Origin of the sequence: Psychrobacillus sp. NPDC096389, assembly GCF_044762855.1 — a bacterium.
In the GTDB taxonomy this organism is placed as follows: domain Bacteria; phylum Bacillota; class Bacilli; order Bacillales_A; family Planococcaceae; genus Psychrobacillus.
On sequence record NZ_JBIWFB010000009.1, the window covers coordinates 18,270 to 34,944 of the forward strand.

Annotated in this window: 16 protein-coding genes; 10 read left to right on the top strand and 6 right to left on the bottom strand. The window is 37.3% G+C overall.

Annotation, left to right across the window (positions count from 1 at the left end):
* Positions 1 to 12 precede the first annotated feature (12 nt).
* Genes ACIQ38_RS18410 through recX form a run of 3 tightly spaced genes read right to left on the bottom strand, consistent with a single transcriptional unit; the run spans position 13 to position 1,415 of the window.
* The gene (locus tag ACIQ38_RS18410; RefSeq protein WP_402826455.1) at positions 13 to 279 is read right to left on the bottom strand and encodes a YfhJ family protein; all 267 of its coding nucleotides are present in this window, start codon (positions 277 to 279) and stop codon (positions 13 to 15) included.
* Between the two features lies 1 nt (position 280).
* Positions 281 to 610 carry a YfhH family protein gene (locus tag ACIQ38_RS18415; protein WP_402826457.1) on the bottom strand — a complete coding sequence of 110 codons (330 nt, stop codon included), beginning with the start codon at positions 608 to 610 and terminating at the stop codon, positions 281 to 283.
* Complete coding sequence (gene recX / locus ACIQ38_RS18420; RefSeq protein WP_402826460.1) at positions 603 to 1,415, bottom strand: recombination regulator RecX; 813 nt, start codon at positions 1,413 to 1,415, stop codon at positions 603 to 605. The genes ACIQ38_RS18415 and recX overlap by 8 nt, the downstream gene beginning before the upstream one ends.
* A gap of 103 nt (positions 1,416 to 1,518) precedes the next feature.
* On the opposite strand from recX, the gene ACIQ38_RS18425 reads away from it, so the two are divergent.
* The 3 genes from ACIQ38_RS18425 to rlmD all read left to right on the top strand — a co-directional run bounded on the left by ACIQ38_RS18425 (position 1,519) and on the right by rlmD (position 4,746).
* Positions 1,519 to 2,415 (top strand): TIGR01777 family oxidoreductase, encoded by an 897-nt coding sequence (locus tag ACIQ38_RS18425; RefSeq protein ID WP_402826463.1) that lies wholly within the window; start codon positions 1,519 to 1,521, stop codon positions 2,413 to 2,415.
* Between the two features lie 52 nt (positions 2,416 to 2,467).
* On the top strand, positions 2,468 to 3,277 hold the full coding sequence (locus tag ACIQ38_RS18430; protein ID WP_402826465.1) for a polysaccharide deacetylase family protein: 810 nt from the start codon (positions 2,468 to 2,470) through the stop codon (positions 3,275 to 3,277).
* A 92-nt stretch (positions 3,278 to 3,369) separates the two neighbouring features.
* Positions 3,370 to 4,746, top strand: coding sequence for a 23S rRNA (uracil(1939)-C(5))-methyltransferase RlmD (gene rlmD, locus ACIQ38_RS18435; protein WP_402826468.1), 1,377 nt, complete (start codon positions 3,370 to 3,372; stop codon positions 4,744 to 4,746).
* 127 nt (positions 4,747 to 4,873) lie between these two features.
* Here the strand turns inward: rlmD and ACIQ38_RS18440 are convergent, their stop codons facing one another.
* A complete protein-coding gene (locus ACIQ38_RS18440; protein WP_402826471.1) occupies positions 4,874 to 6,571 on the bottom strand; it encodes a M3 family oligoendopeptidase in 1,698 nt (565 codons plus the stop codon).
* 337 nt (positions 6,572 to 6,908) lie between these two features.
* On the opposite strand from ACIQ38_RS18440, the gene ACIQ38_RS18445 reads away from it, so the two are divergent.
* The 4 genes from ACIQ38_RS18445 to ACIQ38_RS18460 all read left to right on the top strand — a co-directional run bounded on the left by ACIQ38_RS18445 (position 6,909) and on the right by ACIQ38_RS18460 (position 9,558).
* The gene (locus ACIQ38_RS18445) at positions 6,909 to 7,241 is read left to right on the top strand and encodes a DUF3889 domain-containing protein (protein WP_483880214.1); all 333 of its coding nucleotides are present in this window, start codon (positions 6,909 to 6,911) and stop codon (positions 7,239 to 7,241) included.
* A gap of 144 nt (positions 7,242 to 7,385) precedes the next feature.
* A complete protein-coding gene (locus ACIQ38_RS18450; protein WP_402826474.1) occupies positions 7,386 to 7,643 on the top strand; it encodes a hypothetical protein in 258 nt (85 codons plus the stop codon).
* 187 nt (positions 7,644 to 7,830) lie between these two features.
* On the top strand, positions 7,831 to 8,256 hold the full coding sequence (locus ACIQ38_RS18455; RefSeq protein ID WP_402826476.1) for an SRPBCC family protein: 426 nt from the start codon (positions 7,831 to 7,833) through the stop codon (positions 8,254 to 8,256).
* A 162-nt stretch (positions 8,257 to 8,418) separates the two neighbouring features.
* Entirely contained in the window at positions 8,419 to 9,558 is a 1,140-nt protein-coding gene (locus ACIQ38_RS18460) for a zinc-dependent alcohol dehydrogenase (protein ID WP_402826479.1), read from the top strand.
* 55 nt (positions 9,559 to 9,613) lie between these two features.
* On the opposite strand, the gene ACIQ38_RS18465 is transcribed toward ACIQ38_RS18460, so the two are convergent.
* Positions 9,614 to 10,060, bottom strand: coding sequence for a hypothetical protein (locus tag ACIQ38_RS18465; RefSeq protein WP_402826482.1), 447 nt, complete (start codon positions 10,058 to 10,060; stop codon positions 9,614 to 9,616).
* A gap of 152 nt (positions 10,061 to 10,212) precedes the next feature.
* Complete coding sequence (locus tag ACIQ38_RS18470; RefSeq protein WP_402826485.1) at positions 10,213 to 11,409, bottom strand: MFS transporter; 1,197 nt, start codon at positions 11,407 to 11,409, stop codon at positions 10,213 to 10,215.
* Between the two features lie 490 nt (positions 11,410 to 11,899).
* Here ACIQ38_RS18470 and ACIQ38_RS18475 point away from each other — a divergent pair, with 490 nt between their 5' ends.
* The 3 genes from ACIQ38_RS18475 (at position 11,900) to ACIQ38_RS18485 (ending at position 16,675) form a co-directional block, all read left to right on the top strand.
* Complete coding sequence (locus tag ACIQ38_RS18475; RefSeq protein WP_402826489.1) at positions 11,900 to 12,088, top strand: SE1561 family protein; 189 nt, start codon at positions 11,900 to 11,902, stop codon at positions 12,086 to 12,088.
* 1,010 nt (positions 12,089 to 13,098) lie between these two features.
* Positions 13,099 to 14,628 (top strand): fumarate hydratase, encoded by a 1,530-nt coding sequence (locus tag ACIQ38_RS18480; protein ID WP_402826492.1) that lies wholly within the window; start codon positions 13,099 to 13,101, stop codon positions 14,626 to 14,628.
* Positions 14,629 to 14,773: 145 nt separating this feature from the next.
* On the top strand, positions 14,774 to 16,675 hold the full coding sequence (locus ACIQ38_RS18485) for a heavy metal translocating P-type ATPase (protein WP_402826494.1): 1,902 nt from the start codon (positions 14,774 to 14,776) through the stop codon (positions 16,673 to 16,675).

The following is a 16,675-nucleotide window of genomic DNA, read 5'->3' on the forward strand; positions in this document are numbered from 1 at the left end:
CTAGCGTTTTTATTAATGTAAAAAATCATCTGTTTCTAATAAATGTTTGTACTTTTCATTCGTGCTAGCAAATTCATGTAATTGTGCACCGTAGCTTTCAATCCATTTTTTAATAACCATTTCTGTTACAGTAGCCCCTTTATAGTCATAGCCTGCACGGGCATAGGATGATTCAAAATCTGACCAAAGTAATTCAATCCATGCACGTGCCTTAGCTGCAGATAGTTGGTCATTTTTTTCGAGTAATTGATAAGTTAACTCATCTATTTTAGTTTGCATATTATTTTCCTTCCTTTAAAGGCTCTAATAATGAAATAGGTAATGCTTCTTCATACTTATCGCCACCTAATCGGTATCCCCAGGCAAATCTCCCTTTCAAATACTCCACTTGAAAGAATACACCTGGATCACTTGTAATACGGTAAAGTTCACCTGGTTTAATCGAAGATGGATCCGTTAAGAAACTTTGAGCCATTGTTGCTTTCCTTTCATATACTGCATACTCATTTACAATGCCTAATTGCTCCGCTTTTCGAGCTTTCTCTTTTAAATTGGCAATTTCTGTTCTAAGTTCTTGTTCCGTCATATCACTATATTTTTTTTCACTCATCTTGTTGTTCTCGCTCCTTTTTTTCTATATAAAGGTCAATATGTTCAGCAGGAAATCCTTTTTGATACAGCGCTTGTTTAACGCGTCTCCTCAACTCGTAATCATTATACTTAGAAGCGTATTTTCTCCAAATTTTATCACCTTGACTTGCGATTATTTCTTCCCATTCTTCTTCGCTTTTGTCGAGTTCGAATGAGTCTATTGCTTGGGAAATAATTGTAAAATTATATCCTTTTCTTTGCAAAGCATTCTGTACTTTTTGTTTAATTTGGCTTGGTGTTTTTGCTTCGTTTTGATTGATAATTTTCTCGGTTAACGCACGTGCAATAGCAAGTTGCTCTTCCTCTGAATACGCAGCTAATACTTCTTCTTGTAGGTCTTTTTCAATTCCTTTTTTCTTTAACTCTTGGCGAATTGCAGCAGGACCCTTTTTGCTATTTTTCTTTTGAGTTGCTACTAATGCTTTTGTAAAGCTTTCATCATTTAAAAATCCATGTTCATGCAATTTTCGAACTGCTTCTAAAATGACTGCTTCTCCATATTCACTTTGTAGTAACTTCTGTTTTACTTCATGCTCACTCCGCATGCGGTAGCTTAGAAAGTTAATCGCTTTATTATAAGCCTTCCTTACTTCATCATCAAAAACCATTTCATCAATAGTGAAGTCTTCTATTACTTTTCCTTTAGTAAGTTGATACTTTATAAGCACTGCCTCATCCACACTAAAAGCATACTTTTCATCTAAGTATAAATTATACCGTTCATTATTGTTTTTTTGTCGTCCTATTTTTGTAATAACCGGCATTTAATAACCTCTCCATTCATTTCTCTACTATTATAACGTATATATTCATAGGTGTTGAACGTTTCGCATGCTAAGATGTTAGATAAAGGAGGTTGGATGGAATATGAAAATTGCAATAACTGGTGGCACTGGATTTGTTGGAAGAGAAGTGACGAAGCTTTTAATCGAAAAAGGGCATGACGTTTTTATTTTGTCTCGTTCGGTCAATAAACAAACAAATAAAGTAACATATATCAAGTGGCTAACAGAAGATGCTGCTCCTGAAAAAGAGTTAAATGGGATAGATGCATTCATCAATCTTGCTGGGGAATCCATTAATAATGGTCGCTGGACTACAACACAAAAACAGAAAATTTACGATAGTCGTATGCAAGCAACTGAGGAAGTACTTCGTATTATGGAAGCTTTAACAGACAAGCCAAAAGTTCTTGTAAATGCCAGTGCAATTGGGATTTATCCAGCCTCAAATGAAAAAATATACACCGAGCAATCACTTGAAGTTGGGACAGACTTTTTAGCTAAGACGGTTCATGATTGGGAACAAAAAGCGAAACTCGCTGAAAGCTTAGATGTTCGTGTAGCATATGGAAGATTCGGTATCATTCTTGGAAAAAGTGATGGTGCACTCCCTCTTATGGCGCTTCCTTATAAAATGTTCGTCGGTGGTTCAATTGGCTCTGGTCAAAACTGGATGTCATGGATTCATGTGAAAGACGTGGCAAATGCTCTCCTTTTTGCAATAGAACATGAAATCCATGGTCCTTTTAATGTAACAGCTCCCGAACCCATAATAATGAAGGAATTCGGAAAAATATTATCAGCTGTCTTAAAACGTCCACATTATTTCCCTGTCCCTGCATTCCTTTTAAAAATGGCCCTTGGAGAAAAAAGTCAGCTAGTCATCGAAGGTCAACATGTCCTTCCAGAAGTATTGTTGAAAAATGGATTTACTTTTGAATTTCCACATTTACCTAATGCTTTAACTAATATTTATCAGTGAATAAATTAAGTCCCCTAGCGCAATCTACTTGTAAAAGGAGGTTGTGTTTTACATGTGGAAATATCATTTATTTGGGCTTGTTATTGCAGCTTTTGTATTGAGTATGGGATTCGTTTATCAGCCATTTTCCGCACAAGCGCAAGAAATTCATTGGGGATTAAAAAAAGCGACAAAGGAAATTCCAGCAGAAGCAGGTGCGGAGTTAGATGCAATGCTAGAAAAACATGGCGCTATTTATAAAGGTTCTCCGGACGAAAAAATTCTTTATTTCACATTCGATAATGGGTACGAGAATGGCTATACGGAAAGTATTTTAGATACACTTAAAAAAGAAAAAATTAAAGCTACTTTCTTTTTAACAGGTCATTATTTAGAAAGTGCCACGCCGCTCGTTGAACGAATGATCAAAGACGGACATCAAATAGGAAATCACTCATACGGACATCCCAATTTAGCACGGCTTTCTAAAGATGGGATTCAAAAAGAACTCATACAGTTTGACAAGAAGCTAAGTGAATTGACTTCACTCGAAAGAACTACGGTCACGCGTCCACCAGAAGGAATTTTTAACGAAAAAGTATTAGAAGCCGCAAACGAAATTGGCTATCAGCATATTTTTTGGTCCGTTGCTTTTATCGACTGGCATAAAGACCAAAAAAAAGGCGGCAAATATGCTTATGATCAGTTAATGTCTCAAATTCATCCAGGCGCGATCATTTTGATGCATACCGTTTCTCCAGACAATGCAGAAGGACTCCCAATGTTCATAGAGGAAGCTAGAAAAATGGGATATACGTTCGGAACACTTGATGAACTGAATATGAATAATCAGGATATTCCGCTTTCTTTTAATCCTAGATAATCTCCCTTATAATAGAAGGAAGATTATAAGGCGAAACTTTATTCAGTGATTTATTCCACTGAATAGGGTTTTGTCAAAAGGGACGTGAAGCAATGAAAGAACAAACAGTAATACAAGTAGGACAAGAATTTCCCCTAACGATAAAAAGACTCGGCATAAACGGAGAAGGTGTCGGATTCTTTAAACGAAATGTCGTTTTCGTAAAAGGTGCACTTCCAGGCGAGGTAATTACAGCACAAGTTACAGAAGCAAAAAACAAATACGCAGAAGCTAAGATTAAGAAAATCCGTCAAGCCTCAAAAGACCGAGTAACTCCACCTTGTCTCATCTATGATGCATGCGGTGGTTGCCAACTACAGCATATGACGTACCAAAGACAGTTGATCGAAAAAAGAGATTTAGTCATCCAAGCACTGGAACGTTATGTGAAAGATTTAGCTGAGGGAATTGAAGTAAAACAAACAATTGGCATGGAAGATCCATGGAACTATCGCAACAAAAGCCAATTCCAAGTTAGACAACTTGGCAATAAAGTCATTGCAGGACTTTACGCAGAAAGCTCCAACAAACTAATCGATATTAATAAATGTATCGTTCAGCATCCAGTAACAACGCATATTACAAATGAAATTAAAGGATTTTTGCAACAACTGAATATCCCTATTTATGATGAAAAAAATCCACAAGGAATTGTTCGTACTATTGTCGTTCGTACAGGTATGAAAACAGGGCAAATTCAAGTAACTCTTGTTACAACGAAAAAGAAAATGCCACATAAAGAAGAGCTTGTACAACTTATACGAACAATCGATTCTAATATTGTGTCCATCAGCCAAAATATTAATGCAGAAAAAACATCCCTTGTTTTTGGTGAAACGACATTTAATCTGTTCGGCAAAGAAACAATCCATGAAAAACTTGGAGAACTGGCATTTGATTTATCTGCACGTGCCTTCTTCCAGTTGAATCCAGAACAAACCGAACATTTATATAACGAAATTGAAAAAGCAGCTTCCTTAACGGGGAACGAAACAGTAGTTGACGCTTATTGCGGCGTTGGAACAATTGGTCTTTGGCTTGCAAAAAATGCAAAAGAAGTCCGCGGTATGGATATTATAGAAGAATCTATCCAAGACGCCAAGAAAAATGCTAAACGAAATGGCTTTAGTAATACAAAATATGTGCACGGTACAGCTAAGCAATGGCTTGGAAAATGGAAAAACGAAGGCTTCGTTCCAGATGTACTGACAGTAGATCCGCCACGAGCTGGTCTTGATGACGAATTACTAAAAACCATTTTAGACATTAAGCCAAAACGTTTTATTTACACATCTTGTAATCCGTCTACATTTGCCAAGGATTTACAACAACTAACTAAAGTGTACGATGTTAAATATATCCAACCTGTTGATATGTTTCCGCAAACTTCACACGTGGAGTGTGTCGCGAAGTTAGAACTTAAAAAATAAAGTATTGTAGACAGAACTTTTGACTGTAAAGCAAAAGGCACAACTAGACAAGCTCGCTAGTTGTGCCTTTTTGTACAAAAACTTCCGATTGTCCACGATTAAAAACTACTCCCGTGCACTCACTTCGTTAATGAATTTCTTGAATAACTTTTTCTAGGAATTCACCCATTCGCTTAACCGCCGGCTCCGAAAAATCAAAACTGACACCAGTTTCTTTATAAATAGCTGCGATGGATTGATTGTAGTCAGCGCTTGCCCCTTTTTTAAAGGATTCGACAGCTAACTCTGGATCCTTCTGATAATTCTCGAGTAATTGAAGTGCTCCCAGCATTGAGATGGAGTATTCAATATTATAGAAAGGATATTCAATATAATGAAGGGTGCCTACCCAGCTCATCCCAATTTCTTCCTCTAACCCAGAAGTATCTACAGGACTCAAGCCATAACGTTTGGAGATTTCAAAATATTTTTCATCTCGCTCTTTGGCCGTATGCCCTGGATTCGTATACATCCAATGCTGGAAAAGATCACCCGCCAATGGACCGAATAACATTGTAAATGCCCGTCTCAGCTCTTCACGCTGTGCGCTCTTAAATTCCTCTTCTTCTGGATAAAATTGATCCAGCTTATCCAATAAGAGCAATTCCATCCCATGAGAATACAATTCAGCAATTTCCGCTCGTCCTTGGTATTCTTCAAGAGGACCATGCTCTGAAAACTCCAGGTATGCATTCACCGCATGGCCCATTTCATGAATTAAAGCAATAAGAGAGAAAAAGGATGGACTAAAGTTGGCAAAAACAAAGGTATCCCCTGATACAGGTAAGGAAGTACAGAAACCACCTGGGCTTTTTCCTTTCCGATCTCCAAGATCGAGCAACCCATGCTCTCTCATATATTCAAATCGTTCTGCAAAATATGGGTCGGTCTTCGCTAACATCTCAGAGACGCCATCCATAAGAGTAGACACCTCGGAGTATGGTGGTTTTTTTAAGAGCTTAGCGGTGTTATCCCAAGGTCGATAAGTATCCACACCTAGCTTGGACTTAAAAACCTCTGCCAGTCGATTCCAAGCTGGAATAATATGCTTTTCTACATTTTCATGAAAGTCATAACAATTCTGAATGCTATACTCACGATTTTTGGCCACAAACATATAATCACGATAATTTTCAAAACCTGCATTTAAAGCAATTTGATGGCGCAGTTGAACGAGCTCATCCATAATGGCATCCATATCGGGTTTAATTTGTCGATAGGTTGACCCTATTAAGTTATAAGCCTTTTCTCGCACGGCTCTATCTAGATGATCGAGTTGGGATTGGATAAACGGAAAAGGTTTTTCCTCCCCCTCCCATTCAATTGTTAGTCCACCCATAATTTCACTATACTTGGTACAGAGCTCTTGTTCTTTTACAGCTAAAGGGATATTTTCTTCTCTGAACAGTTTAACTTTGGACTCGCGAACGCGACGCATTAAGCCATAACGCTTTTCATCTAATAGGTTTACATAAGGAGATGCACAGAATTTCTCATTGAGTTTTGCTTCATATTTCATTAAAAGTGGTTGAATTACCTGCTGATCATGAAGATAGGTTGCCTTTATATCCGCATCCTCTGTGTTTCGGTAAAAGTCAACTTGGTGACCTGTCATCGCCTCCGTGATTTTAATCGTTACATCCTGTTCATCTTTTAACCACTTTTCTAGGTCAGAAATGGATTCAATAGGAACCTCAAGTAGATTTTTAAGTTGAGCTTCGACTCCTTCTACATCCTGTAAATCAATTAATTCTTTATAATAATTAAGACCTATATCTTGTGTCATGGATAACTCTCCTTCCCCTTTGAATTATTACAATTATCCTAATAATTATAATATAGTTTTCTAGTTACCAAATCTAGCTTATTCAAAAGGTGCAACAATTATTTCTTTAAAGGAAGATGAAAAATCTGCTTCTTTTAACGGTATAAAGCTTTATAAAACGAATGGCAACTCACCAAGTTGCCACCTCCACAGTGGATAAGTGGTAGCTGTTACGCTGTAGAAATTGCAGAAGTAATAGTACATCCCAAACGTAATGACTGCTGACAAATCTTCTCTCAATAGTTCGGGGAATGATATTAAACAAATTACTCATCCTATATTAAAGGAGGGGAGATTAATGATGCTAAAAGCCTTTATTGCAGTCGGAATTTTTCTTACAGCTAATTCAGCACCGTCCTATATTCCGCTTGTTGTTCCTGCACAACAGGAAGCTCCCGCCTACGCTAAGTGGGGACAACTCGCTATAAACGAAACAAAATCCAAATATCCCAACGCGAGTATTATTGATTATTTGCATGAAGGACGCGAATCTAAACAGGATTCCACCATTGAAAAGTTTAAGCTCTGGTTAAAAGACGGTGACCACGAATTCGGTGTTTTTGTAAGAATTGAGTTTACTACTGACACGGAAGAAGTCATTAATATTAAAATGCAAGAAACTTCAAGATAAAACATCTATATTTTGTATTACAGGTTAACCAAGAAATCTGGTTAGCCTTTTTTGTTCTTCTATTCGTCTTTTTACATAAGCAATTCTTTTTACTCATATGATTAAATAGAGTTATTTTATATAGTATCGGAGGTTATCTGGATCATGACAAATGGCGATAGTACAAATCAAAATAATCAAGATTCCAATAAAATACTTAGTGCAGCTGAGCTTGCTGTTCTTGGTGCACTATTCACTACATTTGGTGATGTGTTATCTACTATTTCCGCTGTGCTTGCATTAGAGGAAGAACGAAATGTAGCAACGGACAATAATAATCTGCAGAAACAGATTGACGATTTAACTAATGAAGTAAAAAAACTAAAAAAACAGATGAATAATGACAAACCAAGACTTTTTTAGAAGCTTAAAATCCCTCTCAACTTCTTTAACTATGATTCGCAATGTTATATAATTTTGTATAAAGTTTGCAATATAAATCGCGTTAACCTAATTTCAGTTTCTGCTTTATTAAAAGGGACATATTATGTTATTATGATTCCATAATTACGAAATATTCGAAAATATCTTACGGAATGGTGGCTATAAAATGGGAAGCGACAACAACTCAAAATTAACAATCGAAGCTATTGTACATGCTCCAGTGGATAAAGTTTGGGAATTTTGGACCGAACCGAATCATTTAACTAAATGGAATAGCCCTTCAGAAGATTGGCACACAACATTTGCTGAAAATGACTTAAGAGTCGGTGGTAACTTCCTTTCTAGAATGGAAGCAAAAGATGGTAGCTTTGGATTTGATTTTGCTGGTGTATATGATGAAGTGAAATTGCACGAATTCATTTCTTATACACTTGGAGATGAGAGAAAGGTTGAAATAACTTTTCTTAAACAAGAAGATAACACGAAAATCATTCAAAAATTTGATCCAGAAACAGAAAACCCAATCGAAATGCAGCAACAAGGCTGGCAAGCAATCTTAGATAATTTTAAAAAATATGCAGAGCAACAGTGACGACAAGGACAATCAAGACTTTAATATCTTGATTGCCCTTGTTTTTATTTATCCATTGGACTTGTCATTCAAAAATAAATCTATCAAATTAAAAGGTTTTTAAGTTTTTTTATCACAAAATGGGTAAAGACTAACTAGAAAGCATTTTGAGGAGGAGATTTTTTGAAAGCAGTAACATTCCAAGGGGCAAAGGATATCGAGGTAAAAGAAGTACCAGATGCAAAACTAGAGAAGAATGATGATATCATCGTTAAAATTACAACAACTGCAATTTGTGGATCTGATCTCCATATTTATAGAGGTTCTATTCCTACTCAAAAAGACTTTGTCATTGGGCATGAACCGATGGGAATCGTCGAGGAAGTCGGACCAGGTGTAACTAAAGTTAAAAAAGGAGATCGAGTCGTTATTCCATTTAACGTATCTTGCGGAGAATGTTTTTATTGTCAAAATGATTTGGAGAGCCAGTGTGATAATTCAAATGATAACCCAAACGTCGATTCAGGAGGATATCTTGGATATACAGAGCGTTATGGCAACTACCCAGGAGGACAAGCCGAATTTTTACGAGTTCCATATGGGAATTTCATGCCTTTTGTAATTCCCGAATCTTGTGAGTTAGAAGATGAGTCATTGTTATTTATATCGGACGTCCTTCCTACCGCTTATTGGAGCATAGAAAATTCAGGTATGAAATCTGGCGATACAGTTGCAGTACTTGGATCAGGTCCAATTGGGTTAATGGTGCAAAAGTTTGCTTGGATGAAAGGCGCCAAGCGAGTGATTGCTGTAGATCATCTCCCTTATCGGCTAAATCATGCAGTTAAAATGAATAAAGTAGAAGCATATAATTTTGAGAATTTTGATGATATGGGAAATCATATTAAAGAAATCACAAATGGTGGTGTAGATGTGGTCATCGATTGTGTAGGGATGGATGGCAAACTGAATATCATGGAAAAGGTCGAGCAAAAATTAAAGCTTCAAGGTGGAACGTTGAGTGCCATTGATATCGGCTTAAACGCTGTTAGAAAGTTTGGAACGATTCAGTTAACCGGTGTTTACGGTGCTTTATACAATATGTTCCCTCTTGGAAATATTTTCGAACGAAATGTAACACTCAAAATGGGGCAAGCACCTGTCATCCACTACATGCCAATGCTATTTGACATGATTAATAAAGGTGAATTTGATCCAAGGGAAATTATTACACATAGTGTTCCTTTGGACAAAGCAAGTGATGCTTATCGCATTTTCCATGACCATGAGGAAGAAAGTATTAAGTTCGTCTTAAAACCTTAGCGAGAAGGGCGTTGAATACCAAATTGTTATTTGAATCTGGTATTCAACGCCTATTTCATTCATCGTTATTTGTTCGAGTTGTTGTACTAAATAATCCTAACATTAGCGTTAATCCTGCTACTATTGTTGGAATCCCATAAGTAGTTATTGTCATCAACCAATTTGGAAAAGGCACTGAAAAATTATTTGAGTCAGACGCTAGGTGTTGTGCAAATGTAAAAGCAATAGGGAGATAAATAGAAATGATTAAAAATGGTAAAGTCACACAAAGTATAAACGACCAGTTCCACTTAACGGACCATTTTTTAATAAAAAGCAAAGAAAGATAAACCCCTAATACAAAGTTCGCAATAAAACGGAACCAAATAAAATGGAGCATGTCGAAATTAGTTGCAGCATAAAATTTTACCTTATGCTCAAGTTTATAACTAATAATTAATAAAGCAATTAACCCGGCAGTCCACAATAATTTCCAAATATACGGAAGCCACTTTTCACGCAATATTCATCCTCCTTTCCTATAATCCTCTTTCAAGTATCATATACAAAACTGGATATATTTGCACCTTCTAATTGAATATTCAGCTTTATGTAAAAAACACTACAGAGGCCGCTTTCCTTTAAGAAATACGATTCTGTAGTGCTTTATTAATTTTAATACAATGTCGGTTCATCAAGCTTTCTTCTCTTTTGCGGGTTAGCAAAAAAGAGGATACATGTTAGCGTTCCTAGCAGAAGCGCAACTAACACTAAAAAGCTAACAGTTTCAAAAAGTTGAATAAAAAGACCACCTAAAAATGGACCAGAAAGGCTTCCAATACTAAATGAAATTCCACACAACAAATTGCCAGTCGGCAGAAGTTCCTTTGGCGTCAAATCGGCCATATAAGAAATGCCAAGTGAAAATGTGGATCCAACAAACATACCTGCAATGAAAAATAGTGTACCTATCGTTAATGAGGAAGTTTCGAAAAAGCTCGCTATTCCAAAAGTGATTGCTCCTAGACCTATCATAATGATCAGCACTTTTCGTCTTCCTATTTTATCGCTTAATACACCAAGCGGTAATTGTGTGACAACCCCTCCTATTGAAAAGGCTGCCAATATGTATGATAAGCTTGTTACTTCTATCGTATTACGAAGCGCGTAAACCGGGTAAATGGCGTTAAGCGATGATTCTAAAAAACCATAGCTAAAGGGCGGTATAAAAGCAACCCATGCAACAGCAATTGCCGCTCCAAAACGTTTCCACGTCCCTCCTCCGTGGACAGAAGAACCTTTAACGATCTCTGGCTTTTCATTTTTCACAAAGAAAATAAGTACCCATGCACATAAACAAAGAATACTTGAAATAATAAACGGCAATCCTTCGAAAATTTCTACCAGTTGAACAAACAAAGGACCAACAGCGAACCCTATCCCAAAAGAAAGCCCATAAATAGCAATATTTCGTCCTAATCGATGCTGAGGAGAAAAGCTCGTAATCCAAGTTTGAGTAGAAAAGTGAAGTGCATTATCCCCAACTCCTATAAACAATCTTAAAATAAACCAAAAAGCCACACTTTTCCATAAAGGAAAAAGTAATAAGGACACAATGACGATTAATCCTCCTACGATAATAATCGGCTTATAACCAAATTTACGCAGTGGCGGTTCAATAAAAGGAGAAATTAATAATGTTCCAATATAAAGACCCGTCGCACTTAGCCCATTGATCATTGGGCTTACTCCATCCTGCTCGAATATAACGGATATAAGTGGCAATAACATTCCTTGTGAAAATCCTGATATAGAAACGATTGCGACAAGTATCCAAAACCTTCTTCTTTCAATTGCTGAAAATTGTTCCATACACTACCTCATTACATATTAAAAATTATTCTATTCAGTAGTGTATCAGACAACAGACATTCTTCCTACTTAAAATTTAGTTAAGTATAATACCATTTGTCCCATCATCTTATTTAGTCGTCCAGCTGCCGCAGTTATTCATCGAGCTTTTCTAGACATTCATCCACATTTTTAAATCAACAACAAAAGGCTCAGTCGGTATCTACACTAGATCTGACTGAGCCTTTTACATATAACTAATATCCTCTTGTGTCTTCATAATTGCATTTGCGGCGTTGCCGGTGAAATGTCTAAATCCCCTCCTTCTACTGAATGAATGGTTTCGACTATTCACTACGCCCTCCCTTCTATGTATGGGTTAAAATTACTTTATCATATAGACAGATAAATGTAAATATTCTAAATACATAAAACTTAAAAATAACTCCTTCGACCTATCTTTTCTTCCCGATTTGTTTTATCCTTATGGTATAAAGTGAGGTGTTATTCTGTGGGTAACCAAATTTCAAATCCAGAACAACAAGTATCTTATTTAAAAGATCGACTTCAAATGTTCTTAGAAGTATTAGACACTATCGAACCTGAAAATACTGACCTTGAAGATATCGATCGTCTTATTCAAATGATGGATGATTTAGAGTTAAAAATGGAGCAGTTTAAAAATACACGATTTGAATAATTTGAAAGAAGCTTGGAAAGCACCTTTTCCAAGCTTTTTTTATTTTGTACGTCATATAGGGATAGTGCGTCTTAATTGCTCTATTAGCGTCCGATGTGATTTTCGCTGCAGCCGGACGCTTTCCACCGGGTGAGCGATGAGCCATTCCCGCCGCTTGGGCGTACGTTGGAATGTCTCATTAGCCCACTCATCCGGTAGGAGTCGCCGTCTGCAGCGAAAATCAATGGAAATTACTTGCTTATTCAATATTTGCTTGCTAATAACAAAGCTTAGTCCATTTTATGTGCCTATTTTATCCAGTAAATGGCTAAGAGCAACCAATTCCAGTCTGAAAGCAATCAAATCATCGCGAGAGCAATCAAATAGCCGATGAAAGCAACTAGATTCTTAAATCCGCTCTTTACTTAGGGTGAGACGGCTATGATTTCTATATATTATTGGAACAATATGCTATAAAGCCGTCTGAGCACGCAAGCTAGTATCGGATAGACTGGGGTTGTCGTGTTCAGCTACCATGTTTTCTCTTTCGGGGTGTGCATTGTAATGTCCGGAGTTGTGATTGTGGCGCACACTGTGGATATTGACTCTTTCATCCACTTATTATTAATTTCGGACACCGATAAGTCAGTGTTTTTTCATTGATTTTCGCTGCAGGGCGGCGACTCCGAAGGGATTAAGTGAGTAAGATGAGACTTCACAACGTACGCGCGTAGGCGCGGCGGTGAAGGCTCATCACTCACCCCACGGAAAGCGTCCGTCCTGCAGCGAAAATCACAGCGGTCACCAAATAGAACTTACTACGACGCATTATCCCTATTATGTCCATTAATCCGTATTTGCTAGATCAGGTAGAAACGGATATTTTAGCGCTTTTAGTAATGGAAACGACCGAGTATGCACTGACGCGCTATTTTTGATTGGCTCCCAGTAGAACTGCTCTTTTTTAAATAGAAATATAATAGTATACTAAAAAGTGTTTGAAACTCATACATAAAAGGAGCGTTTACAACATGCAATTGGAGCAATTAGAAAAAAGTATTTACGATTTAATTACTGAAACATCTACAAATCTACCAAAAGACGTACGACGCGCTATAAAAAAAGCAAAAGCAGCAGAAAATGCTGGAACAAGAGCAGCAATGAGTTTAGATACGATTACGAATAATATTCAAATGGCAGATGACAATATTTCACCGATTTGCCAAGATACTGGCTTACCAACTTTCAAAATTAAAACACCAATTGGCGTTAACCAATTAGAAATAAAAGCAGCGATTAAACGAGCGATTGTAAGCGCTACAAAAGATGCAAAGCTTCGTCCTAACTCTGTAGACTCACTAACAGGAGCAAATAGTGGAGACAACCTCGGCGAAGGTGTTCCTGTCATCAAGTTCGAACAATGGGAAGAAGACTATATAGAGATGAAGCTTATCTTAAAAGGTGGAGGCTGTGAAAACAAAAATATTCAATATAGCTTACCAACTGAGTTAGAAGGTTTAGGCCGTGCTGGACGTGATTTAGATGGAATTCGTAAATGTATTTTACATTCTGTTTACCAAGCACAAGGACAAGGCTGTTCTGCCGGTTTTATAGGCGTAGGTATTGGTGGAGATCGTTCTTCTGGGTATGATCTAGCAAAAGAACAATTATTCCGTCATGTAGAAGATACAAATCCAAATCCCGACCTTGCTAGTTTAGAAGCGTATATTATAGAAAAGGCTAATACACTTGGAATCGGAACAATGGGATTCGGCGGAGAAGCAACTTTACTAGGTTGTAAAATTGGTGTCATGCACCGTATTCCAGCAAGTTTCTACGTATCTGTTGCGTACAACTGTTGGGCATACCGTCGTATGGCGATTAACATCCATCCAACGACTGGTGAAATTATCGAATGGCATTACCAAGACGGAGAAAAAGTGGAATTTAAAGAAGAAACAGCAGAAGAAGCTCCTAAAAAAGTAGTGGAACTTCAAGCTCCTATTACCGAAGAACAAATCCGTTCTCTTCAAGTTGGAGACGTCGTATCTATCACTGGTCGTATGTATACTGGGCGTGATGCCATCCACCATCACTTAATGAGTCATGACGCGCCAGTGGATTTAGATGGACATATTATTTATCACTGTGGTCCAGTTATGCAAAAAGATGAAGATGGGAAATGGCATGTTCGTGCAGCAGGTCCAACGACTTCTATTCGTGAAGAGCCATATCAAGGCGATATTATGAAAAAGTTCGGTATCCGTGCGGTTATTGGTAAAGGCGGTATGGGACCGAAAACACTTGCAGCATTAGCAGAACATGGTGGTGTTTACTTGAATGCTATTGGTGGAGCTGCCCAGTATTATGCTGACTGTATTAAAGATGTCGAAGGCGTTGATTTAATGGAGTTTGGTATTCCAGAAGCAATGTGGCATTTACGTGTAGAAAACTTCACTGCTGTTGTAACAATGGACTCTCATGGGAACAGCCTACATGCAGATGTAGATAAATCTTCTTTAGAAAAGTTAGCTACCTACAAAGAGCCAGTTTATAATTAATCTAATCTGTTGACGTTTCACCTCCACTACATTATAATGATTATAAATTAGTAACCAATATAAAATGGATTTCTACCCAGAAATCCATTTTTGCTATTTTATACACTCAAATAAGAGTGAAACTCATTATCAAGGAGGAGATCATATGACAACAATTCAAGAATTTAGACAAAGAAAACCGATAACTCAAATACTAATACCAAATGCAGAATTAGTAGCTGCATTGTTCTCAGGTATACTCATTTTAATTGCCTGGTTAGTTGAAAATGAAACAACTTCTATCTTCTTTTATATACTAGCATTTGTTATTGGAGGTTTCGCTAAAGCAAAAGAAGGTATTGAAGCAACGATACGAGACAAAGAACTTAACGTCGAAATGCTGATGATATTAGCAGCTATCGGCTCCTCTATCATCGGATATTGGACCGAGGGAGCTATTTTAATATTCATCTTTGCTGTAAGTGGCGCACTAGAAACGTACACGATGAATAAAAGTAATAAAGAAATATCTTCATTAATGGAGCTTCAACCAGAAGAAGCATGGAAGATTAATAGTGACGGCACTACTACTCGTGTTGCAATTAGCGAAATTAAGTTAGGCGATCATTTAATAGTAAAACCTGGAGAACGAGTTCCCGCAGACGGTATCGTTCTGAGTGGAGCAACATCTATTGATGAAGCGGCAATTAGCGGTGAGTCGGTTCCTGTATCAAAGCAAGTAAACGATGAATTATTCGCCGGTACAGTTAATATTAGTGGCGCAATTACAATGGAAATGACAAAAGCTAACGAAGATTCTCTTTTTCAAAAAATTATTCAATTAGTTCAGTCTGCACAAGATGAGAAATCACCTGCTCAACAATTTATTGAAAGATTTGAAGGCACTTATGTGAAAGTGGTACTCATTGCAGTTGGTTTCATGCTATTTCTCCCACACTTTTTACTTGATTGGGATTGGAATACGACTTTCTATCGTGCAATGGTTTTATTAGTAGTGGCATCGCCTTGTGCACTTGTCGCTTCTATCATGCCAGCAACACTAGCCGCTATTTCAAATGGAGCAAAAAGTGGTATTTTGTTTAAAGGTGGAGTTCACTTAGAAAACATTAGTGAGATGAAAACAATTGCACTAGATAAAACAGGTACGCTAACACAAGGAAAACCAACCGTAACCGATTTCTTCGTTCGGGAAGATTTAGATGTAGACGCTACACTGACTACTTTGGCCATGATAGAAACGCAGTCCAATCATCCTTTAGCGCAAGCAATTACAACTTACGCTAAATCAAAAGGAATTGGTAAACTCCCTCCTCTTCCTGTTGAGGATATACCAGGATTCGGCTTACAGACGAACATAAATGGGGAAACAATCCTTGTTGGTAAGCCTGACTTTGTCAATAAAGAAGATGCGTATGCATTCCAGCAAGGCATTGCAGAAACTTTAGCTACACAAGGTAAAACAGTCATCTTTATGCGAGATGAAAAAGGAATTGCTGCAGCGGTCGCACTAAAAGACACTGTACGGGAAGAAGCAAAAGAAGCAATAAAACTTCTTCATTCATTAGGTATTAAGACCATTATGCTCACAGGAGACAATGAAACAACGGCAAAAGTTATAGCGAGAGAAGCAGGTATCGATCAGTATTTTGCTGAATGTCTTCCAGAAACAAAGGTAGATCATATGAAATCATTGTTGAAAGAGTATAAATTTGTAGGAATGGTTGGGGACGGCATTAATGATGCACCAGCTCTTGCTACAGCTACTACAGGATTTGCAATGGGCGAAGGAACAGATGTCGCCCTCGAAACTGCTGATGTTGTACTTATGAAAAATGATTTATCCAAAATTGCATATGCTGTGAAAATGTCTCGTAAAATGCAACGAATCGTTAAACAAAACATCGTCTTTTCTATTGCCGTAATAGCGGTGCTCATCATTTCTAACTTCCTGCAAGCAGTAGACTTACCTTTAGGAGTTATTGGTCATGAAGGCAGTACAATTTTAGTAATATTAAATGGTTTAAGAATGTTGAATAGAAATGCTTAA

What these genes read in the sequence shown, in the direction of transcription:
- ACIQ38_RS18410 (WP_402826455.1), bottom strand. Translation starts at nt 279, where the DNA reads ATGCAAACTAAAATAGATGAGTTAACTTATCAATTACTCGAAAAAAAT.
- ACIQ38_RS18415 (WP_402826457.1), bottom strand. Translation starts at nt 610, where the DNA reads ATGAGTGAAAAAAAATATAGTGATATGACGGAACAAGAACTTAGAACA.
- recX (WP_402826460.1), bottom strand. Translation starts at nt 1,415, where the DNA reads ATGCCGGTTATTACAAAAATAGGACGACAAAAAAACAATAATGAACGG.
- ACIQ38_RS18425 (WP_402826463.1), top strand. Translation starts at nt 1,519, where the DNA reads ATGAAAATTGCAATAACTGGTGGCACTGGATTTGTTGGAAGAGAAGTG.
- ACIQ38_RS18430 (WP_402826465.1), top strand. Translation starts at nt 2,468, where the DNA reads ATGTGGAAATATCATTTATTTGGGCTTGTTATTGCAGCTTTTGTATTG.
- rlmD (WP_402826468.1), top strand. Translation starts at nt 3,370, where the DNA reads ATGAAAGAACAAACAGTAATACAAGTAGGACAAGAATTTCCCCTAACG.
- ACIQ38_RS18440 (WP_402826471.1), bottom strand. Translation starts at nt 6,571, where the DNA reads ATGACACAAGATATAGGTCTTAATTATTATAAAGAATTAATTGATTTA.
- ACIQ38_RS18445 (WP_483880214.1), top strand. Translation starts at nt 6,909, where the DNA reads ATGATGCTAAAAGCCTTTATTGCAGTCGGAATTTTTCTTACAGCTAAT.
- ACIQ38_RS18450 (WP_402826474.1), top strand. Translation starts at nt 7,386, where the DNA reads ATGACAAATGGCGATAGTACAAATCAAAATAATCAAGATTCCAATAAA.
- ACIQ38_RS18455 (WP_402826476.1), top strand. Translation starts at nt 7,831, where the DNA reads ATGGGAAGCGACAACAACTCAAAATTAACAATCGAAGCTATTGTACAT.
- ACIQ38_RS18470 (WP_402826485.1), bottom strand. Translation starts at nt 11,409, where the DNA reads ATGGAACAATTTTCAGCAATTGAAAGAAGAAGGTTTTGGATACTTGTC.
- ACIQ38_RS18480 (WP_402826492.1), top strand. Translation starts at nt 13,099, where the DNA reads ATGCAATTGGAGCAATTAGAAAAAAGTATTTACGATTTAATTACTGAA.
- ACIQ38_RS18485 (WP_402826494.1), top strand. Translation starts at nt 14,774, where the DNA reads ATGACAACAATTCAAGAATTTAGACAAAGAAAACCGATAACTCAAATA.